The organism is Streptomyces sp. Root1310 (assembly GCF_001426425.1).
Taxonomy (GTDB): domain Bacteria; phylum Actinomycetota; class Actinomycetes; order Streptomycetales; family Streptomycetaceae; genus Streptomyces.
In genome coordinates, this window is the sequence record NZ_LMEQ01000008.1 from 1 (window position 1) to 21,987 (window position 21,987).

Below are 21,987 nucleotides of genomic sequence, written 5' to 3' on the forward strand. Positions count from 1 at the left end.
CCCGCGGAGCGGGTAATGCCCCCGGCAAGCCGGGGGCATAGAGCGCGCATTGCGCAAGCGCAATGCGATTCCCGCGTAAACGCGGGAATGAATTCCGTAAACGGAATTCTAGAGCGAGCCTATCCGCGCAAGCACGGATAGGGCGATTCCCGCAAGCGGGAATCGGGGGCGTCCGCTGCGCTCCCGCCCTACCGGCTTCGCCGGGCAGCGAGGGGTGAGGGTGCATCATGTCGCGTGCTGTGTAGGGTCTGGGTTCTGGCCTGCTGTGTCCTGGGCTTCTGCCGGTCGGGGGTGAACTGTTGCTGAGTGGTCGTCATGCCGTGTTTCGGAGGTTCTCTTGGGTGTAATCGGATCCTTGGGGGAAATGACGGTGGGTCAGGTTTTCAGGTTCGTCTCGTGCGTGTAACGATCGCTCCACCGACGGGGAGACCGTTCCTTGAGCGCTCGGGTATCACTTCACTGCATCAAATGATGCAGTGTGTAGGTTTTGGGATTCTGGCTGTGCCCCGGCCTGGGCCCCTTTCAGTAGTCATTGGATATTTCTGCGTTCATTATCGGCCATGCGAGACGGCCGATAATGAACGGTTAGGGGGCCCTCGACAGAGGAAGAATAATAGTGTCCGAAGAAGCGGCAACTTCCTCGGTCTCAGAACCTCTCAGCGGACAAAAAAGGGGAACACGAATGAAGCTGAAGCCGGTTTCGATGGAGGTATTCGCCGAGGCCCGGGGCGAAGCACACTATGTGCTGGCGCGGGTCATGGGGGGTCTGGCCCCGGGTGAGCACGTCCTTCGGCTCGGGGTGGACATGGAGGGGCAGGAGCGGCCTTTGTCCGCCGCTCTGCCGCTCACGGTGGAGGGCATCGGCAGCCCTGACGACCTGGTGGGGGCGGACGGTGAGTACTTCGACAACTTCGCCTTCCTGCTGGCGTGCGGTCTGGCCCAGACGCTGAGTTACGGGGTGATGTACCTGCGCTCCCCCGCGACCGAGCTGGACCGCCCGGCCACCGTGCGGGCGTGGCGGCTGGCCTGGGGTGTGCTGAACGCGTGCAGTGCCGCTGAGGCGGCGGAGTTGGTCGGGGACGGTGCGCAGGCGGCGTTCGTGGATGCTCCGGGCGTGCACTCCGAGGACGACGGCGACGGCGAGGGTGAGGCGATCTATCCGCCTCAGGCTTACCGGATCGTGTAGCGGCTTCGCGGGCTGCGGATGGCGACCCGGCCCGCGTCCCTGCCCCGGGACGGTCCCTCCCAGGCTGTCCCGGGGTGCGCGCGGCGGGGGTGCCGGGGACCAACGGCCCGGTGCCCCCGCCGAAGGCGCGCAGCGCCGTGCCCCGCTGGTTTCCTGCTTGCGGGAAACCAGGTCTTGAAAGCCCCGGCTTGCCGGGGCTTTTCTCTTGCCCGGCGCGCAGCGCCGGGCCACCCGCTCCGCGGGGGGGATGAGATAGGAAGGGGCGTTTGCTGCGCCCCGGGTTTTTGGTTTTTGGGTGGCGGGGAATTCTGTTTCCGGTAGGTCGGCAAACCTGGTCCGGGAATTCCCCGCCGGTGTGCTTCTCTCAGCGAAGCTCTTCTATCCTAGGGGATGTTGTCTTGTGCCGGATGGGTGCTGCGCCTGGTGCGCGGGTGTGGGAGGGGGCGGTCGTGTCGGGGAGGGTGCCGTCGCGGCGGGTGCATGAGGGGCGGTGGGTGGTTAGCCGGGTGTGGATCGGGGAGTTGACGGGGGCGTCTCCGGCGACGCTGGCCCGGTGGTACGCGCAGCGGCACACGCAGCCGGTGGAGCGCCGGCATCCGGAGATCGTGGTCACGGTCGGCACGACGCACTACTTCGATCAGCAGGCGGTGGAATCGTTCTGGGCTGCCTGGCAGCAGGACGTCGGCACGGGCCGGCTGGGTGCGGCCGGACGCAAGCCCGGTGACGGGCAGGGCAGTTACAGCGCTGATCGGAGTCAGCGGGAGCAGGCGGTGAGTGTGGCGCTGGCCGCGCTGCGTGAGGAAGGCGGTCCCCGCCGGGGGCTGGCTGCGCGTCTGGCTCGAGAGCACGGGGGTGTGGCGCGCAGCTGGCAGCGTGCCGTGGCCGAGGCCCGCGCCCTATATGAAGCGGAGACCTCAGGCGCGGTTGGAGAGGGCTTGTAGGCCCTGCTGCGCCCTCTCCGGCCTGTCCGGTGCCCGGGACTCTCCGGGCCGTGCTCGGAGGCGCGGAGGCCCCGCCGACGCGCAACCAGCCTCCAGCCGCCCCGATCCCCCGGCCGCGCGCCCACCCACCCGTCCCTTCCCGCTTCTCTTTTCTGTTCCTGGACCGGGGGTTGGGGTGTGCTGAGGGGGATGTCAGGCTCCCGACCACGCGGAAAACGTCGTGGTGAACTGCGGTGATACAGGAGCGGGCCAGAGGCGTGCGTGCCGCTGAGAGCGGGGTTGTCAGCGGGGATATCAGCCCTGTCGGGGGCAGTGTTGTCGCACCGTGACTGGGATCGGGCTCTGGCGGCTGGCTGAGGTGCGTTCGCTCGTACGCGAGACGCCACAAGCACCCTGCGGGTGCGGTCTCTTGCGCTCGGCTGACAAACAGGATGCCCGGATCGGAGACTGATGTCCTGCGTCTGATGCAGCGTGGGCGAAGTGACGGGGGTGCAGAGATGCCGGGGTCGGGGGATCAGGGTCTGTCGAGGGGTGCGCTGATCCGGCAGCGCGCGAAGGCCCGGTTCGTGGGGCGGCGGGCGCAGTTGGCACTGTTCGCGGAGAACTTGTCGAAGGATCCGCAGTCTCAGGAGGATCCGGCGGAGTTTTTGTTCCACGTGCGTGGTGTGGGTGGGGTAGGGAAGTCGACGCTGCTGCGGCAGTGGCAGGAGGCGGCCCGGCGTGTGGATGCGGTGACGGCGGTCGTGGACGATAACGACGTCCACGGCGTGCAGCAGGCCTTGGTCGAGCTGGCCAGGCAGTTGGCGGAGCAGGTGGGTCCGTGCAAGGAGTTCGGCAAGGCTGTCGAGCAGTTCCAGCGGGAGCAGGCTGCGCAGGCGGAGCCGATGCCCGTGGAGGGTGAGGTGTCGGTGTCGAGCCGAGTGGTGGCCCAGGCCGCTTTGGGAGCTGCGTCGCTGATACCAGGGGCTGGCATGGTGACCGCGCTGGCGGATCCGGATGCCGCGGCGCAGGGCTTGGACCGTCTCCGGTCGGCGTCCCAAGCTCGTGCCCGGCGGAGGGGAGCCCGTGGTGACGAGGCGGGGCTGAGCCGGGCTTTCGTCACCGAGCTCGAGCGGCTGTGCCGTCGGCATCGGTGGGTGGTGCTGTTCTTTGACACCTGGGAACAGACGGCCCGGTACCTCGACGGGTGGCTGCTGAGTCTCCTGGAGGAGGAATTCGGTGCAGTGCCGGCAAACGTCATCGTGGTGCTGGCCGGCCGGGACGAACTCGCGGAGCGGGCGTGGGCGCCGCTGCGGGCGCAGGTCGCGGACGTGCCGCTGGAGGTCTTCACCGAGACCGAGACACGTTCGCTGCTCACCTCGCGGGGTGTAACCGATGCAGACGTGGTGGAAGCGGTACTGCGGCTTTCCATGGGACTGCCGCTGCTTGTGGAGCTCCTCGCTCTGGCCCGTCCCCACACGGTGGAGGACGTGGACGCCGGCGGGGACCTCGTGGACGTGGCGGTCGAGCGGTTCGTGCAGTGGATCACGGACCCTGAGCAGCGCAAGGCTGTGCGCGCGTGTGCGCTGCCGTTGCATCTGAACGAAGACGTTTTCGCTGCCGCAACCGGGCCCGGGGCAGAAGGGTTGTGGGAGTGGTTGTGCGGGCAGCCGTTCGTCAGCGGCCGCGGCGGCTTCAAGCAGTATCACGCGGTGGTCCGCGCCAGTATGGTCCGCCAGGAGCGCACTCACTCCCCTCAGAGATGGGCTTCGGCGCATCTGCAGCTCGCTGACACTCATGCCGCCTGGCGTGCCGCGGTTGAAGAACGGCTCCCCGAAGCCAAACGGTGGAAAGAATCTGAGTGGCACCGGCATCGTCTGGATGAGACCTACCACCGGCTGTGCGCCCACCCCGGAACGGGGTTGACGCCCGCCCTCGAACAGGTGGTACATGCTGCGGGCCAGGACACCGCCGTGTTACGGCAATGGATCGAGATGCTGGAACAAGCCGCACAGGACACTGCCGATACAGGCTTGTTCGACTGGTCAAGGCGCCTGCGGGGTGCTCTCGTCGGCGACGAGCCTGGGCTCGTTTGTCTTGGTGTCCTGCTCTCCCACAGCCAGCTGAGCGCTGAGATCAGAAGCTGGGCTTATACCTACCGTGGCATCCAGCTCTACCTTGGTGACCGGGAGGAGGAGTCACTCACCGAATTGGGCCGCGCTATCGCGCATAACGCGCGTAATGCCCATGCCTGGGCTCGTCGCGGGGAAACCCATCGCTGGCTCGGCCACTACGAGCAGGCCATCGCCGACGTCACTGCCGCACTCGAGATCGACCCCGCCTACGCCTGGGCACTTGGTACCCGCGGCCAAGCACACCTGCAGGCGGGCCGGCACGAGCAGGCCATCGCCGACCTGACCACCGCACTCGAAATCGACCCCACACTCGCCTGGGTACTTGTATCCCGCGGCCTAGCGCACCTGCAGGCGGATTGGTACGAGCAGGCCATCGCCGACCTCACCGCCGCACTCGAAATTGACCCCGCTGACGCCTGGACACTTGCATCCCGCGGGGAGGCGCACCGGCAGGCCGGTCACTACGAGCAGGCCATCACCGACCTCACAGCCGCACTCAACATCGACCCCGCCCACGCCTTGGCACTCAGCCATCGCGGGGAGGCATACCGGCAAGCAGGCCACTACGACCAGGCCATCACCGATCTCAGCACCGCACTCGAAATCGACCCTACCGACGCCTGGGCACTCGGTACCCGCGGCCAAGCACAGCAGGAGGCGGGCCGCTACGAGCAGGCCGTCGCCGACCTCAGCACCGCACTCGAAATCGACCCCACACTCACCTGGGCACTTATCTCCCGTGATAGAGCACACCGGCAGGCTGGCCACTACGAGCAGGCCATCGCCGACCTCACCACCGCACTCGACATCAACCCCACCGACGCCTGGGCACTCAGCCATCGCGGGGAGGCATACCGGCAAGCAGGCCACTACGACCAGGCCATCACAGATTTCACGGCCGCACTCGACATCGCCCCCACCTACACCTGGGTACTCAGCCATCGCGGCGAAACACACCGTTGCGCAGGCCGCTACGACCAGGCCATCACCGACCTCACAGCCGCACTCAACATCAACCCCACCGATGCCTGGGCACTCGGTACCCGCGGCCAAGCACACCACCTGGCCGGCCACTACGACCAGGCCATCACCGATCTCACAGCCGCACTCAACATCAACCCCACCTACACCTGGGCACTCGCATCTCGCGGGAAGGCACACCGGCACGCGGGCCACTACGAGAGGGCGCGAGTGGACCTGGAGCGGGCAGTGGAAGCGGATCCTGAAGAGCTTTTCTATAGGTTCGAGAAGCTTATGCTCGACACCGTAGAGGGAGGGCTCGAGGCGTGTGCGGAACAGTGGAAGCAGCTGCTCGTGTCCTCCATCCCGCTGGACGAAGTTGATACGGCGGTCTTTGGCCTTTTTCGAGCCTTGCTCGTCGAACCGGAAAGCCCTGTGACGGAGGCAACCGAGGCGTTGCTGGCTGCCCAACCAGCGCCGGACACTCTGACAGAAGTACTGAGCTATCTGGCTGAGTTCTCTGCCGTGGGGAATGTCGCTGAGCGTGCGCGGCAGTGCCGTGACCTGATCGTTGAGCACACCTCGGGTTGAACCGTCAGCCGCACCAGGCCGTTCGAATCAGAGGGGCGTGGGCGGGCCGAGTAATCCCACAGCAGCGCCAGCTGATCGGTCCCGCCGCCGTGGTACTGACGGCCAGCAGCGTCACCAGGGATCCAGCAGGTACGGTCGTGAGCCGGACTCCGGCTGATCGTGACGGCTCCGTACCCGGTCGCGTGGCGACGTCGTCCGCGCTTGCGGCCGGCCGCTCATCGAGGAGCGCTAGCGAGGGGTGCGGGCGGAGGGGATGCCACGCTGCCGACCAGGCCGGGAATCGTCTGGTGAGCTGTCGTGATGCGGTCAGGGGCCGTGGGGGCAGGGTGCTGGTGTGGGGCCGGTTGTCGGCCCGGTCGGGCGGTGTTGTCACACCGTGACCGTGGTCGGGCCTTGGTGGTCGGTGGTGTGGTCGGGGCCGGCTGGTGCGCTCGGTCGTACGCGCGGAACCGCAGCAGGGCGGTACCGCACTGTACGCGCGCGGGAGTTGCCGACGATGACAAAGGTCTATGTGGATGCCGGGGCCGGGGACCGGCTGGCGTTGGCGGTGCTGGTGCAGTACCGGATGGCCACCACCGAGCAGATGCACCAGATCATCGCCCCCGGGGTGCGGATCGAGCAGACGCGCCGCAGGCTCGCCAAGCTCCGCACCGAGGGCCTGGTCGACCGCATCACCCTGCCGCAGGCGGGGCGTACCCGGGTGTGGTTCCCGAGCCAGTACGGGGTGCAGGTGGCGTTGGAGTGGCCGGAGTTGCGGGGGCGGCGGCCGCCGCGGCTGGTGTCGGACCCGACCGCCGTACGGCTGCGGGTCGGCCACACGCTGACGGTCACCGAGACGGGGTTGCAGTTCCTGCTGGACGCGCGGCGTCGTGGGGAGGTGTGCCGGCCGCTGGACTTCCTGCCCGAGGTGCATCATCCCATCGGGGGCGGCGAGGCGGTCATCCCGGACGCGTTGCTGTACTACCAGCGCGGGAGCCGAGACGGGGGCGGGGGTTCGATGCTGCGGGCGTTCCTCGAGGTCGACCGGGCGACCATGGGCCCCGAACGCCTCGCATCAAAATTCCGCGGCTACGCCCGCCTTCACCAGTACACCCCTGCGCCCGCTGGCCGGCGCCGCACGATGGAGGCGGTCCCGGAGGAGTGGCGGCGGCACTATCCGCTCTTCCCGCGGCTGCTGTTCGTCCTGGACGGCACCGGCCCCGCCGGCATCGACAACCGTCTGCGTGCACTGCACGCGGCCGACGTCGACCTCGCGGTAGCGCTGTTCCTGCGGGAGGTGACGGTGCTGGCCGCACCGATGACCGACCTGCTCCACCACGGCCCCGCCGCAGCCGTGTGGCGCCCCGTACGCGACCCCGAACGCCGGGTCGGCTGGATGGACCCCCAGACGCCGTAGACGGGGGCGCAGCAGGCCATTGCGCACCTGGGTTGATCTGCGCAATGCCCCCGACCACGGTGGGCCGAAACCCCGATCACAAGCCTGACCAGCGCAGGTCACAGCATTGCGCACACGCCTGGAGACAAGGCCTCAGCGCGCGACAACCGGGGTGATCAGCGCGGCCAGGGCCGTCACTGCCGCGAGCCCGACAAGTAGCGGCTGCACCCAGGCCGGGTGTCGATGGGCGAGATAGGTAAGGGCGCCCACGCCGAGGAGGCCGACAAGGACGAGCAGCAGGACGACGAGCAGCGCCAGTGTGGACACGGAAGTGGATTCCCCTGTGTTGGTCGGTGAGAGCGAAAGATGGCCTGCCAGGCCACAGATAGTGGGCTCGGGCTGACGGGCCGGTCGGCGAACGGCTGACCGGACGGCCTCGGGCGGCGGATAGCGCAATCTGCCGTTCGAAGGTCTTCACTGGCGGTGGGGTATCTGAGGGTGCAGTGGTGGCCCAAAGCCGGACTGCGTGATCCCGGTCAGGTTGATCGATAGCGGGCGGCAAGTGGTCGGGATCAGGCGGTTCTGTTGCGATGCGTGCATGGGGGACTGCCTTGGTGCGTGGTGTGTGAGGGTGGAGCACCAGCCTGGGGGCAAGGATCGTTGTCCACGACGGGGTTGAGGCGCCTGGGCAGGTGGGCGGGCGTGTAGGAGGTGGACGCGCCTGGACGAGGAACGGGAGGGCGTGGGGGATGCCCGACGGTCAGCAGCCGAAGCCGCGGGTCGGGCGGCGAGAGGGGCCGCTCGCCGGAGTCAGCCCGCAGGGAGATGCCCTGGCAGCATGGCTGCGCCAGATCACCGCGGGCAGGACCCTGGACCAGCTGGTCGCTGAGTTCAACACCTACCAGCGCGCCACATGGGGAGAATTCCGCAACGGCCGCAAGCCGATCCCCCTGCCTCTGCTGCGCAAGGTGGTCACCCGCCTGATCACCGATCCGGCCCGGCAGGCGAGGGAGTTGGAACGCGGCCGGGAGCTGTTTCGTGCGGCTGCATCCGCGGCTGCGGCAAAGGACCGTGCCGTCGCCTCCGGCGGGGCGGGTCTGTCGGTGCGGGAGCTGCAGATCCGCCTGGACGACGCACGGCACGGCCACATCGAGGTCCAGCAAGCACTGCTGGACAACCAGAGCACCATCCGCGTACTCGAAGCGACGATCACCTCGCTCGAGGAGCGCTGCGCGCAGCTGGAGGCGGAGCGGGACAAGGCGCTGGGGCAGGCCCGGTCGGTTGCGGCGGTGCAGCGAGACCTGGAGGGGTTCACCAGGACGCTCGCGCAGGCCGAGGAGCGGTTGGAACTGGCGTTCCTCGACCGTTCGTCCGCGGAGGTACTCCTCGCCGACGTCCGCCATCAGGCGCAGAGCTACCGGCGGGCTCTTCACGCCCTCAACCAGAACGCCCCTTCCGGCGCCGACCAGCACGACACCGCCAGCGACGACGCGTCGGGCGATGATCCGCGCACCACCGGCGATCATCAGCAGCCTCAGCAGTGGGAGTACGAAGCGCTCCTGGAAACGGTCGACAACCGGCGGACGGCACGCCACAAGCAGCTCGCGGGCGTACGCCGACGTCTGGGGATTCAAGCGCCGGAGGCTCCAAACGACGAGTCCGCGACCGTGATCGAAGGCGCGGTCTGGGTTGTCCAAGCCCTGGATCTGGACAACCCGGACAATGCCCCGCCCAGCCATCAGTCCAGGCTGGAGGGGCCAGGAGAGGACACTCATGTGCATGGGCGGCCGGCAGCCGAATCCGCGACGGCGGCCGCCGTGCACCCCTCGCCGGTGTCGGCTTCCCCGAAGAGGCGGCTGACCGGGAGACGAGCGCGGCACATCCCCGGCAGGCCGGTCGGCGCTTCTGGGTCGTTGCCGGGCAGCAGGGATGACGCCGCAGCGGACGCCGTGGAGCGCGGGCGTATGACTTGGACGCAGCGGGGTGTCCGCGCTCTGCGAAACCGCCGGCTGCGCGCCGCGGCCACTGTCCTGCTGCTGGCGCTGACCGCCACGACCGCGGCACCCCCGCCGCGCACGCCGCCTGCCTCACAAGACAGGCATGCGGGAAAGCATGTCGTCGTAGCTGTCGAGCAGGCCCCGCCCGTCCGGTGGACAGCCAACTTCCCCTACGACACCAACCACGATGCGGTCACCAGTGACACCTTCTTCATCCAGGACTACAACACGATCCGGGCGGTGGACATCGCCACCGGAACCACGCGATGGCGGCAACCGTCCCCCGTCGTCGACTTTGGAATGCGGGGGCCAATAGCCGCAGACGATCACGCCGTCTACCCCGGTCAAGAGGACGCCGTCGTCCAGGCCCGCGACAGCAGCACCGGATCCGTCAAGTGGGAACGGAATCTGTCGGACCTGCGGCCCACAAGCGCCGACCCCGATCGTTTCGGCGTAGTCAGCACCACGCTGAGCAGGACATCCGATGTCCTGTACGTCGTCATCGAGGCGGGGACGACGGAGCGGGTGACCGCCGCGCTCAGCACACACACCGGCGCCGTGCTCTGGCACACCGACAGTGAATTCCTCATGGAAATCAGCGGCAGCTGCCTGACCGTCAGCGATAAAGAAACGCAAGGTATCGACTGTCTCAGCGGTGTCCCGCGGTGGAAGGTAGACCTGAAGTTCGAAGCAGCAGTGGCAACCGGCATCGCAACTATTGCAGTCTGGGACAGCGGGTACCGCATCCGCCGCTTCAACGCCGTCACCGGCCGCCAGTTGTGGCAGACCGCCATCAAGTACCCGATGTGGACACCGACCATGCAGGCAGCGAACGGGTTGATCTACTTCACCGACCACTTCGGACCGCTCTACGCACTGGACGCCGCCACCGGCGCCGCCCGCTGGTCGGCACCCGCAGATTTCACCCGGAAGACACCCGCCATCGACCGCGATCACGTCTACGCAACGGGCAGCAACGGGCACCTTTGCGCCTTCGACGCCACAACCGGCGCCCGCGTCTGGTCCACCCTCACAGGCGACTACATCACCGCAGACCCCCAAGTCGTCGGAAACACCCTCTACATCGGCGGAAATGACGGACGGCTCCACGCCATCAACCGCACCAACGGCACCCACCGGTGGACCACACCCACCAGCGGCACAGCCATCACCGACCTCCACGCCACCCTCGACCACATCACCACCTTCACCGATCCCAACGGTCGAGACCAAGCTGACCCCATCGCTCAACAGCGCTGACACCACCCACCAGCCCACCGCCCTCGCCCCACCCTCACCTGCTGGACAACCAGACCGGCTTCTGCGCCGGGCGTTGCCTTGTACCGGCATCGCCCTGGGCGCCTCGTACACCGACACCGCGTGTGACAGCAGGCCCCGGCCGTGCGGTCGATCCGTCCCGCGGTCGCCCGCTTCCTGCGCGAGGTGACCGTGCTCGCCGCACCCATGACCGACCTCCTCCACCACGGCCCGCCGCGGCCGTCTGGCGCCCCGCGCGCGACCCCGAGCATCGGGTCGGCTGGATGGTCCCTCAAGCGCCGTAGCTGTTGCGCAGCAGGACGATTGCACAGCGCTTGGTGGTCTGCGCAATTGTTCCCGACGCCTGCGCAATGCCCCCGACCACAGGCCCGACCACTGTAGGCCGGGACCCCGACCACAAGCCCGACCACCACAGGTCAGCGCATTGCGCAGACACTGCGCAGACCCCGGCCCCAGGTGCCCTGCCACCGCCCCGCCGACTGCGCAGGAGAGCTGGCTGAGCACGGCCGCCGCCCACCTCCCCGGTGCTGCGCAATCAGCGACCAGGCTTGTTGCGCAGCCACCCGGCTGCAAAACGCGCTGTCGCCTGCGCTGGCGGTCGCCCGGCTGCGCAGAACGGAGTCAACTGCGCGCCGCCTGGCGCCCTGGCGCCGTGCCGGCCGGGTACGGATGAGCATGGAGTGAACTCCCTGAGCTGCTTGGGAAGTTGGCAGGCATATGCGTAGCCTTGCGGTTGCACACGTGCACCACACCCGTGTCATGACGGAGAGGGAACGTGACCAGACAATCCACCACCGGCCCGTTAGCCAGCGGAGCGCTTCGCACCCGCACCCTTCTCACCGCCTTGGCAGCGGTGCTCTGCGCGGCCGCGGCCGGGTGCAGCAGCGGAGACGACACCGCCGCCACGGAGTCCACCGCCCCCACCCTCACGGCGTCGGCCGCGCCCTTGTCGTCCGCGCCGGCGGACCCGGAAGCCGAGGCGAAGGCGACCGCACTCGAGGTCTACCAGGGCTACTGGGGCGAAATGCAGGCCTTCTACGCCGACCGTGAGGGCACCTCCGCAGGTCTGAAGCAGTACGCCGCCTCCGAGGCCTTGTCTGTCGCGGAGAACGCCGCAGGGCGTGCGCACGCCCGGAACCGGGTCTACATCGGCAAGGTGACCGTCTCGCAGTCGGCGGTCACCGGCACCGACCTGGACAGCAAGACGCCCAAGGTGATGCTGTCCAGCTGCCTGGACGTCTCCCAGTGGCAGCCCGTCGTCGCCGACACCCGCAAGCCCGTCGAGCTGCCCGCCAACCGGCTCACGAAGTACCTGATCGCCACCACGGTGGAGAAGTGGCCGCAGGGCTGGCGGGTCGTCCGCGACGAGCCGCAGGGCAAGAAGTGCTGACCCTCCCCCGCACGGCGGCCGCCGTCGGTCTCGCCGCCCTGGCCGTCATCGGTGCGGCGCCGACCGCCCTCGCGGACGGGCCCGGCGGCGGCGTGGAGTGCGACGTCTTCATCTGCGAGGTGGAAGCCGACGACCCCGGCCAGGACAGCGGCAGCACCGGCGGCCATGCGGGCAGCGAGCCCCAAGGCGGCAGCGCAAGTGGTGCCAGCAGCAATCCGTGGACGTGTGTGTACGAGCTGCTGGCACCGCAGCCGCCGGCCGAATCCCTGGACTGGGAAGGACACACACCCGGCGACGGCGCCGTCTACAAACAGACCTGCCACTACCTCGACAGCATCAACACCATCATCCGCAACCAGTGGCTCGCCGACCCACCCCCCGCAGCGACTACCGTCGACCCGGCCGTCCTCGCGCAGCGAGCCGTCGACTCCATGCAGCTCGCCGGCCCCGACATCGCCAGCCCGAGAGCAGCGCGGCGGTACCTGGTGGGGATGCCGATGTGGATGTGGGTCAACCTGAGCGCCACGACCTACGGGCCGAACACGGCGAGCGCGTCGGCAGGCGCGGTGACGGTCACCGCGACCGCGAAGGTCTCGAAGATCGTGTGGGCGATGGGCGACGGCGCCGTCGTGACGTGTACCGGACCCGGCACCCCGTACACCGCGGCGGCGGGCAAGTCGGACTCCCCTACGTGCGGACACACCTACACACGCACCTCCGCCGACCAGACCGGGGGCCGCTACCGGGTCACCGCAACGTCGACCTGGACGATCGACTGGCAGGTGACCACGGGCGGCGGTGGACAGGCCGGCCAGCTCACCGAAACCCGGCAGACCCAGGTCCAGGTCCCTCTCGCGGAGCTCCAGGTCCTCAACTGACAGCCAGGAGCCGAGACGCCTGAGCGGGACGAAGACGACAAATGAACAGACACCGCGTGGCCTGACTGAGCTCCGTCCATGGCAGGTCAGGCCCGCAACTCAACGCGTTGAGCCGGGAGTCGCCCGCCGCTGCCACCACCGCCGGGGCGGGGCGGGGGGCGCCAGCGCAGGACGAACCGCTTCCATGAAGGCTTCCAGGGCACGATCGATGCGGGCGGTGTCCGTGTAGTGCTTGGTGGCCGCTTCGAGCAGCTTGCCCGCGGCTTCTGCGATGCCGGGTTCGGTCCGGCGCAGCAGTGGTGGAACGGCCACGCCGAGGCGTGTCAGCGGCACCGTCAGTCCAGCCGCGGACAGGGCGCTGTCCCGGTTCCACTGCGCGAGGGAGGCGGCCGCCTCCCCATGGCCGGAGACCAGGGCCGCCGCTGTGGGCTCCCTGTTCTGGTTGCGGAGGTAGGCCGCCGCCAGAGCACCCACAGTGCTCAGTGCCGCCGGTACCCGGGCTTTCCAGCTGCCGTACAGATGGTCGTGCGCGGCTCCTGCCACCTGGACCGCCAATACGGCTGCCACCAATTCATCCGCCTGCGCTTCCAACGCCTCGCGGCCGGCCCGGGCCTGCTGCCGGTCTTCCGCAGCCAGGGTCCGCTGCGCGGCGTCCCGGGCGCTGAGCATCCACACGATCACAGTGACGGCCGCCCCGATCAGAGCGGCCCAAAGAGCGCTGTCCATGACCACCGGGACACCACAGCACCCACGTTGGGTTCCATGATTCGGAACCGGACTCCGCACCGACACAGACCAGATCGGGCCGGAGCATCCAGTCTGCCGTCGGCCGGCAGGCGGGCCGCCAGGTTGAGCCGGACCCGCGGCAACCCCAGGACGTCGCTGCGCTTGGCCGATGCGTTGTGCGCACCGCCGCTGCGTCGTCCTGGTTAGCCACTCAGACGGCAGCTCTGCCAGCGGCGCCCGTCACGGACCAGTGCGCCGCGCTCCTCGAGGTTGGCCAGGCGATAGGCCACCGATGCCGGGCGGCGCAGCCGCGGTCCGGGATGGAATGGAGGATCGCGCGGAGGATCTCCTCTTCCCGCGCTGTCAGATGCTGCGGCCGCCGGTTCACCGCTGCCGCTCCAGAACGCGGTCCTGGCGGCGCAGCTCCTCCCGGCCGGCCGGTCTTGCGTCCAGTACGGGTGCCACCACAGGCGCACGGACAGCCGGAGCAGACGGCGGCGCAGCGCCGTGACGTTGCGGGGCCGGGGCGCGGCGAGCGCGCGGTAGGTCGTGTTCCAGGCGCGCTGTGTCTGCAGCAGATCGTCGGAAAAGTCGGTGCCGTCCATACCCGCATTAGATCGCTTGTTCGATTTTCTTGCCAAGCGACACACCCCGACACCACCCGCCACAGCCGGACAGACAAGCTGTGGGAGAACGCCTGGGCCCGAGTTCGCCCCCTTCCTCTCCTTCGACGTCGAGATACGCAAGGTCATCTTCCGCAGGGCCGTCCGCGCCCGTGGACGCTTCCCCAACAAGGGCGTCGCGTTGAAGTGCATCTACACGGCCCTCCATGAGCCTGGACCCAACCGGCAAGGGCCGCAAGAGGTGGACCATGCGCTGGAAGTCGCCCCTGAACGCCTTCCAGATCGCCTTCGAAGGCCGCCTGACCCCGAACAACAACTGACTCAACAACCAAAATCAGCCGTTAAGTTGGCACACCCTTGGTCTGGGGAAACGTCAGTCGCGACCGTGGATCGTGTCGGATGAACTTTGGGCACTGATCGAGCCGTTTCTGGAGTACCTGCCCCAGGAGCTGGGCTTCGGCTCGGGGGTGACCTGCTGGCGGCGCCTGGCGGCCTGGAACGAGGCCGGCGTCTGGGATCAGCTGCACGTGCTGCTGCTGGAGAAGCTACGGTCGAAAGACCAGCTGGACTGGTCAAGGGCGGTGATCGACTCCTCGCACGTCCGCGCCGCCCGACGGGGCCCAAAAGCGGACCCAGCCCGGTCGACCGCGCACGTCCGGACAGCAAGCACCACCTCATCGTCGACGGACAGGGCATCCCGCTCGCGGTGTCGCTGACCGGCGGCAATCGCAACGACGTCACCAGGTGGCACAGAGGGCTGCCCACTCGTGTTGGTCGCCTGGTAGATGACTGACGGGAGCTGGTGACATGCTTCGCGCATGCGGATTCCTGTGGAAGTGCGTCCCGACTTCATCGAGAAGGTTGCCCGCCGCACGGACCCACTGGGAGCTGTGGAGGAACTGGTTTGGAACAGTCTGGATGCTGATGCCACCGAGGTGTATGTCGATCTAGAACTCGATGACTTCGGCGGAGTCCAAGCTGTTGTCGTCAAGGACAACGGGCACGGCATTCCGGCAGCCACGGTGGAGTCCGCCTTCAAAGGGATGGGCGGGTCGGGGAAGCGGGGCGCACCTGGCACGGAGAGCGGTCGACAACTGCATGGCCGCCACGGTTTCGGACGCTTCCGGGTGCTGGCTCTTGGCTCAGCCGCAACGTGGAATTCTGTCTCGGGCGGTCCCGGTGGCAAGACCGAGGTCGTCATCCGTTTCCAACATGGCGACAGCGAATTCGATGTTGACGAACGCATGCCAGTATCGTCCAAGGCGCCGGGCACGATTGTTCGGGTTGTCGGAGAAGCCCAGCGCAAGCTGCGTCTTACCGCTGACAGGGCCCGGGAGGAGCTGACCAGTCGACTGGCCATGTACCTGAGTAAGTACCCCTCCGCGACCGTGTGGTGGTGTGGCACTGCTCTCGATCCGAGCGAAGCGATTCAGGGCGATCCTTTCGAGGAAGAACTGGACATCGGCATCGACACCAGCGGCCCTGGACCGCTCCTGCGTATCGTCGAGTGGAAGATAAAGCCCCCTCGGCGGGAGCTGCTGATCTGCGACGCCGTCGGTGTGCACCGTGTGACCCTGCTGGCCCAGATCCAGGCACCCGACTTCTACTTCACCGCCTACGTGTTGTGGGACAAGTTCGCCAACCTAACCGACCACGACCTGCTGGAAGGCGAGTTCGAACACGCGGACTCCCTGCTCGGCAGCACGGTGAAGGCCGCTCGAACCCGGCTGCGCGCCTACTTCCGCGAGCAAGAGCGGGAACGGACTCGGAAGCTGGTGCAGCAGTGGATAGAGGAAGGCATCTACCCCTATAGCGGAGAGCCGGGCGGTCCGGTGGAAGTGGCTGAGCGGGAGACATTCAACGAGGTAGCCGGCCTCGTCAGTCGCCAGCTGAAGGGGCCGAAGTCGGCGCGCCGTACGCAGATGGTGCTGCTCCGCGAGGCTTTGCGGCGCCAGCCCACCGCGATGCCGAAGGTTCTCGATGAGCTGTTCGACCTGTCAGGATCGCAGAAGGAGCGGCTGGAGGACCTGGTCGATCGCACCCCGCTGGCGAACTTGATCGCCGCCAACGCAGAGACGGTAGACCGCATCGATGCCTTGAAGACCTTGCGGGAGCTGCTGTTCGAGTTCGACTCCCGGTACACCCTGCGGGAGAAGGACCAGCTGCACCGCATGCTGGAGAAGGAACTGTGGATCTTCGGCGATGAGTACAGTCACGCCGTCTCCGAGATCGGGCTGACCAAGGCGCTCAACCGGCACATTCCCCGCCTGGAGGGCAGGACTGTGCCCCAGCAGAGGGTCCAGCTACACAACGGAACGAGCGGGAGACTCGATCTTCTGCTCTCCTGTGTGTCAGGCGCCGGCCGTTCGAAGCAGCATCTGGTCGTGGAACTCAAGCGACCAAGCACGGTGTTGTCCGAGACAGAGGTCGCCCAGATCAACAGCTACGCCTACGCCGTCACCCAGGACGAGCGCTACCGCCACGACGAGGAAACTCGTTGGGATTTCTGGCTGGTCGGCAACTCCATCGACGAAGTGGTGCAGTGGCAGTACCCAGACGGATACGTCAAGAACGACGGTCGGGTAACCATCCGCATCATCACCTGGGGAGCGATCATCGACGCATGTGAGGAGCGGTTGCGCACGCAGCGGGAACGGCTAGACTACGCCTCCGACCACACACACAGCATCGAGTACGCCCAACGCGTTCACGCGGACGCTGACGTCGTCCCCATTCTCGCCACCCGTGAAGACAACAGCGCCTGAATCCGTTGGGTCGTCGCTCCCCCGGCCGCAGGGCCGAGTCGCAGCAGCTACATCAGTCTGTAGAGCTGGTCAGCCGCTCCCACGTAGAACGGATCATGGTCGACGGCCAGGAACATTCTGTGAAGCTCGGTGTGTTTCTGAGTAATAGCAAGAGCACGCGCGGGAAGCTCGCCGCAGACAGGCTCCAGGCCCTGGCTGACCTCGGGCTGGACTGGGCTGGGCGTAGCGGCTGTCAGGGACCGCGCGGGGGCCATCCCGGAAGTCAGGCGTGGCCCCTCGCGCGGTGTCAGGCGCCGACCCCCTCGCTCGGACAGACCGCAGGTTGCCGCTGAGATACTGCGTCCGTACGAGCAGGGAGGCTTGTTTGATCATCTTCGACACGAACGCGGTGAACCATCTGTCACCGGTGAGTCCGCGTGCTGACCTCATTCGGAAGCTGCGGCAGTCTAAGCACCACCGGGTCGCTGTGCCCTGGATGGTGCTGGAGGAGATGGCCGCCCACCAGGCTCGCCTCTACCCCGACAAGTACCACGCAGTTTTGAACAGTCTGGCGAAGTTGCGCGCGTATCTTCCCTGGGAGCCGGAGAGCTCGCTGGAGCCGCTGGACCTGGAGCGCCTTCTCGATCGCTGGCGGGAGGCCTACCGCGAGATCTTCGAGGTGATCGAGACGAGTGACGCGGCTATCCGCAGGGGGTTCCAGCGCGAAGCGATAGCGCTTCCCCCTGCAAAGCGTGTCAAGGATCATTCGGAGGGGGGCCGCGATGCGGCGATCTGGTTCTCCGTCCTGGAGTTCCTTGAGCAGAATCCAGAGGAGCAGGTCTGGTTCGTCACGAACAACAGCAGCGACTTCGGCGATGGGTCCGCCTTCCGGTACCCCATGAATGAGGACATCCGCGGCTTTGAGGACCGCCTCACCCTGCTGACGGACTTCGACCAGGTCGTTTCCCGTTTCACCAAGGAGGTGTCTGGGGCAGACGCGGAGGCTGCCGCAGCCAAGCTGTTGAAGTCGGCGGCCGTTCAGGACCGGGTGGCGCAGACGGCGATGGATCTCAGTTCGCTCACCGGCTTCGTCGGCCTTGGTGAGGGAGAATCGGCGGAAGAGTGGTACGCGTGGCTCGCCCAGCCCGAGGTGGAGCTGCTCAGCGTCACGGACGTCACGGGCCACGAAATCGAGAGCGACGTCTGGTACACGGCTAACGCGCAATGGGTGCTGTACGGGCCCGCTGTCGACGAGGTGGAGGCACCGGTCGGCTACATCGCGTGCGTGTGGTCGATGAAGGTTCTGTTCTCCGCACGCGACGACGAGGCTCCGACTCTGCTCACCTCGGAGGAGCCCTCACCACCAGACACCGGGGACGAGTCATGCATGAGGATTCTGCAGGCGCTCAAGAAGCAGGTCGCTGACATCGTCGCGGGTGCCAAACGCAGGGCTCTGGCTGTTCAGACCCCTGCTGAACGCCTGATCGCTGAACAGCTTGCGCCCTCCCTCGCGAAACTCGACACGGCCACCAACCAACTCGCCCTGCAGGCCGCTGCTAGGGCCGCGCTGATCAACACGCCCGCCCAGCGCCTCGCCCAGCAAATGGCTGCCCAGCTGAAGCTCATCAATACGCCGGGCCAGCGCCTCGCCCAGCAGGCGGCCGAGCAACTGAAGCTGATCAACACCCCCGCCCAGCGCCTCGCCCGGCAGGTGGTTGCCGATCAGCTGAAGCTGATCGACAACCCAGTGCAACGCCTCGCCCGCCAAGTGACGGATTCCATGCCCAAGCTGGACATCGCCGCCAACCTGCACCAGCCAAGCGGCCGTGACGAAGCCGTTGATGAACTCGAGCAGCCGGATACCCCGGAAGCCCGCGCAGAAGGGACAGACGACGCGCCCGCTGACGACCACGAAGGCGAGTGACCACTACTGTGGAGCGCCACCCGCGTGACAGCGAGGCCACAGCGTCGTTGGACGGTGCGTTCCAAGCCGAGCCGCAGGGATGTCTGATTGCCCGGGGCAGCGGCGTAGCCGACCGCCAGGGACCGCGCGCGAGGGCCCATGCCGGAGCGGCGTGGCCCTCGCGTTGTGTCAGGCGCCGACCCTGGTGTGCGCCTGGGCGCACTCGGTCCGCGGCGATACATCACGAGCATGCCGAAGCGTTGCCCGTATCCGAGTGATCTGTCCGATGCCCGCTGGGAGTTGATCGAGCCGGTGCTGGCGGCCTGGCGTTTCGAGCGCCGCGGCAGGGCTCTGGACTTCGGCCGGCCGCCCGAGCATGATCTGCGCGACATCATGGACGCCATCTTGTATGTGGACCGCACCGGGGTTCAGTGGCGCTACCTTCCGCACGACTTCCCGCACTGGAACACGGTCTACGGCTACTTCGCCAGGTGGCAGCAGGAAGGCGTGTTCGCCCAGCTCAACGGCCTGCTCAGGCAACTGCTTCGACAAAAGGAAGGACGGGAGGCCGAACCGTCGGCCTGTGTGATCGACGCGCAGAGCGTGAAAACCTCCACCAGCGTGCTCGCCACGGGCCAAGGCATCGATGCCGGGAAGAAGATCGTCGGGCGGAAGCGGAGCATCGTCACCGACACGATCGGCCTTCTCCTTGCGGTGCTGGTCACCGCGGCGAGCGTGCAGGACTCCGCCGCCGGCACCCAGCTCCTGGACCAGCTCGCCGCCGAACACCCCGGCATCCGCAAGGTGTGGGTCGACGGCGGCTACCGCCAGCACCTCGTCGAGCACGCAGCCACCCTCGGCATCGACATGGAAATCACTCAACGCAAGCCCGGGACCAGGGGATTCACCCCGATCCCGAAGCGGTGGGTGGTCGAGCGGACCTACGGCTGGCTCATGCTCCACCGTCGCCTGGCCCGCGACTACGAAACCCTCCCCGCCCGATCCGAAGCCATGATCCACATCGCCATGGCCGACCTCATGACCCGCCGCCTCACCAGCGAGAACACCATCTCCTGGCGCGACCCGACACCGCAGACCAAACAGCAGATTCCGGGATGAAACAATGGGCGAAAACGACCTCTTAGAACCCAAGCGTCGCCACTGGTCCACTTTTCAGCCGTCGCCGACAGCCACCTACCGGATGCAGGCCGGCGATCTGACGGCCTGGTGGCGCTGGGTGAACCCGGTACGCCACCAGGACGGCGGGCGCCCGGACCGGTTCTAGGAGAGGTCAGCGGCGCAGGACGGCGAGTGCCCAGCAGCCGACACCTGCGCTGAGTCGGTCACCCCGAAGGGCGACCGCCAGACCAGTTCGCGGCCAGCTAGCGCAGCCCGGGTTCGTCGTTGCGATCCTCGGTCACCCTGGAGGGCGACCGCCAGCCGCGCGAGCTTGTCCATGATGGGACCGGCGACGATGTGGTTGCGATCCTCGGTCGCCCCAAAAGGCAACCGCCAGCGCACCGTCCACGTCGGCGTGTACGTCGTCCACGCGTCGTTGCGATCCTCGGTCGCCCCGAGGGGCGACCGCCAGCCAAACAGACCCATGGATTCGGCGGCCATCTGCTGTTCGTTGCGATCTTCGGGCGCCCCGAAGGGCGACCGCCAGTGGCTCAGCCTCGGCGAACCCGCCGGGGCCTTCGTCGTTACGATCCTCGGTCACCCCGAGCGACATCGCCTACCGCGAAGCATCCTCCCGGTTCGAGCTCCTGGCCTCCATGATCGCCATGGACACCGACAAGCCCGACCTCGCCAACCCCTGGGCCGGAGAGTTTTTCCTCGACTCCACCTGGGGCCACGACGGCAATGGGCTCGTCGCCATCGAGGCGGAACTCACCAATACCTGGCCGTTGTTGCGCGCCGGTGGCTTCGGCGGCCAGCTCCTCCGCGCCCAGGAGGCCTTCACCGACGTCACTGCCTGGAGGGGCCAGTACGGCAGAACGTGGTGATCCACCGCCACAAGGACCCCGGCCGCTGCGCTGCGCGGCGCGGACTCGGTCCGAGACGGGCCTCATTGCTGTGCTTGCTCAGTCGCCGGGTGATCCGGTTCGTTTATCTTCCCGAAGGGGACGTGCACGCTGGGCGTGCTGCGGGCGGTGCCGGCCAGGTGGCCTACCTGGTCGTCGAAGAAGATGTGGGGCTTGAGGACCTCCATGATCGTGCTCTTGTCTATGCCGCCGAGGAAGAAGGCGTCGTTGACGGCCACGCCCCAGTCCTTCAGGCTGCGCACCGGGCGTTCGTGAGCGGGTGCGTTGCGGGCGGTGACGAGGGAGACATGGACGCGGATCTTGTAGTCGTCGTCTTGTGCCCGTTGTTCTTCCTCACGCAGCTGGAGGCGGTTGACGCCTGCAAGGAAGCCACGCAGGGGACCCGGATCGTGCGGGGTGGCGGCGTTCGCCGATTCATGGAAGCGGAAGGCCTCGATGCCGCCGGCCTGGTAGACCTGTTCCGAGGCGTCATCGGCGAGGACTCCGTCGAAGTCGAAGGCGATCCGCAGGTCCTGGTCATCGCCCTCGTCGGCCACCGCCGGGCCGAGCACGCGGCCAGCGGGCAGCCCGAGCGCGACGGCCTCACGGACGTCATCCTCGTTCGCGGACAGGAACAGGGACATGTTCAGGGCGGGCATGAAGTGGTAGGGCGAGCGGCCCTGCATGAAGATGGCCCGGCTGATGGGCAGTTCGTGGGACTGGATGGACCGCATGACCCGCAACCCGGTGTCGGGATCATTGCGGGACAAGATGATGACCTCGACCAGAGGGTCATCGGGTGAGAGGTCGTTCAGGGACAGCAGCCTGCGGATGAAAGGGAAGGCCACCCCTTTGTCCAGCGTGTCGTCCAGGTGCTCCTCCTGGTAGGCGCGATAGGCCTCCTCTCCCTGATCGCGGAAGACGGCATCCGCCTCCGCCAGGTTGAACAGCGCGCTGGAGGCGATACCGACGACCAGGCGGTTCTTGAGTTCGTAGACAGCCACGTCGTACCCCCGGCACTCATTCGCCCACACGCCCCAAGCATGTTAAATCACCGCGCTCCGCGAAGGCCCTGCCGCCCGGCAGCGAGGAGGCTGTGGTGATCGGCTCTGCTGGGTGCGGGCGGGGTGAGGGAAGGGGTGTCGGGAAAATCCAGTGCCGCAGGACCCGGGCGGGCGGCCAGATTCCGGCCTTCCGTATCTCGCCTGGCCGGGCAGTTGACGCGCCGACGTTTCCTCACCAGGGGCAGGGCTTTCG

At 67.5% G+C, this 21,987-nt stretch carries 16 protein-coding genes and 2 pseudogenes; 13 read left to right on the top strand and 5 right to left on the bottom strand.

Translation table 11 applies throughout. The features are described 5' to 3' along the window. Window positions 1–682: 682 nt before the first annotated feature. The 4 genes from ASD48_RS16270 to ASD48_RS16285 all read left to right on the top strand — a co-directional run bounded on the left by ASD48_RS16270 (window position 683) and on the right by ASD48_RS16285 (window position 7,188). Window positions 683–1,186, top strand: a complete 504-nt coding sequence (locus ASD48_RS16270; RefSeq protein WP_057602369.1) for a hypothetical protein — start codon at window positions 683–685, stop codon at window positions 1,184–1,186. Window positions 1,187–1,680: 494 nt separating this feature from the next. Further along, window positions 1,681–2,127, top strand: a complete 447-nt coding sequence (locus ASD48_RS44735; protein WP_199875820.1) for a hypothetical protein — start codon at window positions 1,681–1,683, stop codon at window positions 2,125–2,127. A 497-nt stretch (window positions 2,128–2,624) separates the two neighbouring features. After that, window positions 2,625–5,792, top strand: coding sequence for a tetratricopeptide repeat protein (locus ASD48_RS16280; RefSeq protein ID WP_057602430.1), 3,168 nt, complete (start codon window positions 2,625–2,627; stop codon window positions 5,790–5,792). 496 nt (window positions 5,793–6,288) lie between these two features. Next, the gene (locus ASD48_RS16285) at window positions 6,289–7,188 is read left to right on the top strand and encodes a replication-relaxation family protein (protein WP_057602371.1); all 900 of its coding nucleotides are present in this window, start codon (window positions 6,289–6,291) and stop codon (window positions 7,186–7,188) included. Between the two features lie 132 nt (window positions 7,189–7,320). Here ASD48_RS16285 and ASD48_RS44740 read toward each other — a convergent pair whose 3' ends face one another. Then, window positions 7,321–7,494 (bottom strand): hypothetical protein, encoded by a 174-nt coding sequence (locus ASD48_RS44740; protein WP_199875822.1) that lies wholly within the window; start codon window positions 7,492–7,494, stop codon window positions 7,321–7,323. A gap of 422 nt (window positions 7,495–7,916) precedes the next feature. Between ASD48_RS44740 and ASD48_RS16290 the strand changes: the two genes are divergently transcribed. The 3 genes from ASD48_RS16290 (at window position 7,917) to ASD48_RS45150 (ending at window position 12,710) form a co-directional block, all read left to right on the top strand. Beyond that, on the top strand, window positions 7,917–10,424 hold the full coding sequence (locus ASD48_RS16290; protein ID WP_057602372.1) for a PQQ-binding-like beta-propeller repeat protein: 2,508 nt from the start codon (window positions 7,917–7,919) through the stop codon (window positions 10,422–10,424). A gap of 862 nt (window positions 10,425–11,286) precedes the next feature. Continuing rightward, complete coding sequence (locus ASD48_RS16295; RefSeq protein WP_242432607.1) at window positions 11,287–11,832, top strand: hypothetical protein; 546 nt, start codon at window positions 11,287–11,289, stop codon at window positions 11,830–11,832. Then, a complete protein-coding gene (locus tag ASD48_RS45150) occupies window positions 11,826–12,710 on the top strand; it encodes an ATP/GTP-binding protein (protein WP_242432608.1) in 885 nt (294 codons plus the stop codon). The genes ASD48_RS16295 and ASD48_RS45150 overlap by 7 nt, the downstream gene beginning before the upstream one ends. A 99-nt stretch (window positions 12,711–12,809) precedes the next feature. Here the strand turns inward: ASD48_RS45150 and ASD48_RS16305 are convergent, their stop codons facing one another. After that, complete coding sequence (locus tag ASD48_RS16305) at window positions 12,810–13,436, bottom strand: hypothetical protein (protein ID WP_157880629.1); 627 nt, start codon at window positions 13,434–13,436, stop codon at window positions 12,810–12,812. 203 nt (window positions 13,437–13,639) lie between these two features. Further along, the gene (locus ASD48_RS45155; protein ID WP_242432619.1) at window positions 13,640–14,041 is read right to left on the bottom strand and encodes a hypothetical protein; all 402 of its coding nucleotides are present in this window, start codon (window positions 14,039–14,041) and stop codon (window positions 13,640–13,642) included. 78 nt (window positions 14,042–14,119) lie between these two features. Here ASD48_RS45155 and ASD48_RS41885 point away from each other — a divergent pair. The 5 genes and pseudogenes from ASD48_RS41885 to ASD48_RS16330 all read left to right on the top strand — a co-directional run. After that, a pseudogene (locus ASD48_RS41885) lies at window positions 14,120–14,379 on the top strand (IS256 family transposase); the annotation flags it as partial. A gap of 93 nt (window positions 14,380–14,472) precedes the next feature. Further along, window positions 14,473–14,801: pseudogene (locus ASD48_RS45160) on the top strand (transposase); the annotation flags it as partial. A 76-nt stretch (window positions 14,802–14,877) separates the two neighbouring features. Further along, entirely contained in the window at window positions 14,878–16,824 is a 1,947-nt protein-coding gene (locus ASD48_RS16315; protein WP_057602375.1) for an ATP-binding protein, read from the top strand. 364 nt (window positions 16,825–17,188) lie between these two features. Continuing rightward, window positions 17,189–18,727 (top strand): PIN domain-containing protein, encoded by a 1,539-nt coding sequence (locus ASD48_RS16325; protein ID WP_057602377.1) that lies wholly within the window; start codon window positions 17,189–17,191, stop codon window positions 18,725–18,727. Window positions 18,728–18,955: 228 nt separating this feature from the next. Then, window positions 18,956–19,825 carry an IS5 family transposase gene (locus ASD48_RS16330; RefSeq protein WP_079073802.1) on the top strand — a complete coding sequence of 290 codons (870 nt, stop codon included), beginning with the start codon at window positions 18,956–18,958 and terminating at the stop codon, window positions 19,823–19,825. Between the two features lie 162 nt (window positions 19,826–19,987). Here the strand turns inward: ASD48_RS16330 and ASD48_RS16335 are convergent, their stop codons facing one another. Beyond that, on the bottom strand, window positions 19,988–20,326 hold the full coding sequence (locus ASD48_RS16335; protein ID WP_057602378.1) for a hypothetical protein: 339 nt from the start codon (window positions 20,324–20,326) through the stop codon (window positions 19,988–19,990). A 164-nt stretch (window positions 20,327–20,490) separates the two neighbouring features. Here ASD48_RS16335 and ASD48_RS16340 point away from each other — a divergent pair, with 164 nt between their 5' ends. After that, complete coding sequence (locus ASD48_RS16340) at window positions 20,491–20,712, top strand: hypothetical protein (protein ID WP_057602379.1); 222 nt, start codon at window positions 20,491–20,493, stop codon at window positions 20,710–20,712. A 62-nt stretch (window positions 20,713–20,774) separates the two neighbouring features. Here the strand turns inward: ASD48_RS16340 and ASD48_RS16345 are convergent, their stop codons facing one another. After that, window positions 20,775–21,734, bottom strand: coding sequence for a 5'-nucleotidase (locus ASD48_RS16345; RefSeq protein WP_057602380.1), 960 nt, complete (start codon window positions 21,732–21,734; stop codon window positions 20,775–20,777). Between the last annotated feature and the right edge of the window lie 253 nt (window positions 21,735–21,987).

Bases quoted from the DNA above. Each gene is read 5' to 3' on its own strand.
- ASD48_RS16270 (WP_057602369.1), top strand. From the start codon at position 683: ATGAAGCTGAAGCCGGTTTCGATGGAGGTATTCGCCGAGGCCCGGGGC.
- ASD48_RS16280 (WP_057602430.1), top strand. From the start codon at position 2,625: ATGCCGGGGTCGGGGGATCAGGGTCTGTCGAGGGGTGCGCTGATCCGG.
- ASD48_RS16285 (WP_057602371.1), top strand. From the start codon at position 6,289: ATGACAAAGGTCTATGTGGATGCCGGGGCCGGGGACCGGCTGGCGTTG.
- ASD48_RS16290 (WP_057602372.1), top strand. From the start codon at position 7,917: ATGCCCGACGGTCAGCAGCCGAAGCCGCGGGTCGGGCGGCGAGAGGGG.
- ASD48_RS16305 (WP_157880629.1), bottom strand. From the start codon at position 13,436: ATGGACAGCGCTCTTTGGGCCGCTCTGATCGGGGCGGCCGTCACTGTG.
- ASD48_RS45155 (WP_242432619.1), bottom strand. From the start codon at position 14,041: ATGGACGGCACCGACTTTTCCGACGATCTGCTGCAGACACAGCGCGCC.
- ASD48_RS16315 (WP_057602375.1), top strand. From the start codon at position 14,878: ATGCGGATTCCTGTGGAAGTGCGTCCCGACTTCATCGAGAAGGTTGCC.
- ASD48_RS16330 (WP_079073802.1), top strand. From the start codon at position 18,956: ATGCCGAAGCGTTGCCCGTATCCGAGTGATCTGTCCGATGCCCGCTGG.
- ASD48_RS16335 (WP_057602378.1), bottom strand. From the start codon at position 20,326: ATGGCCGCCGAATCCATGGGTCTGTTTGGCTGGCGGTCGCCCCTCGGG.
- ASD48_RS16340 (WP_057602379.1), top strand. From the start codon at position 20,491: ATGGACACCGACAAGCCCGACCTCGCCAACCCCTGGGCCGGAGAGTTT.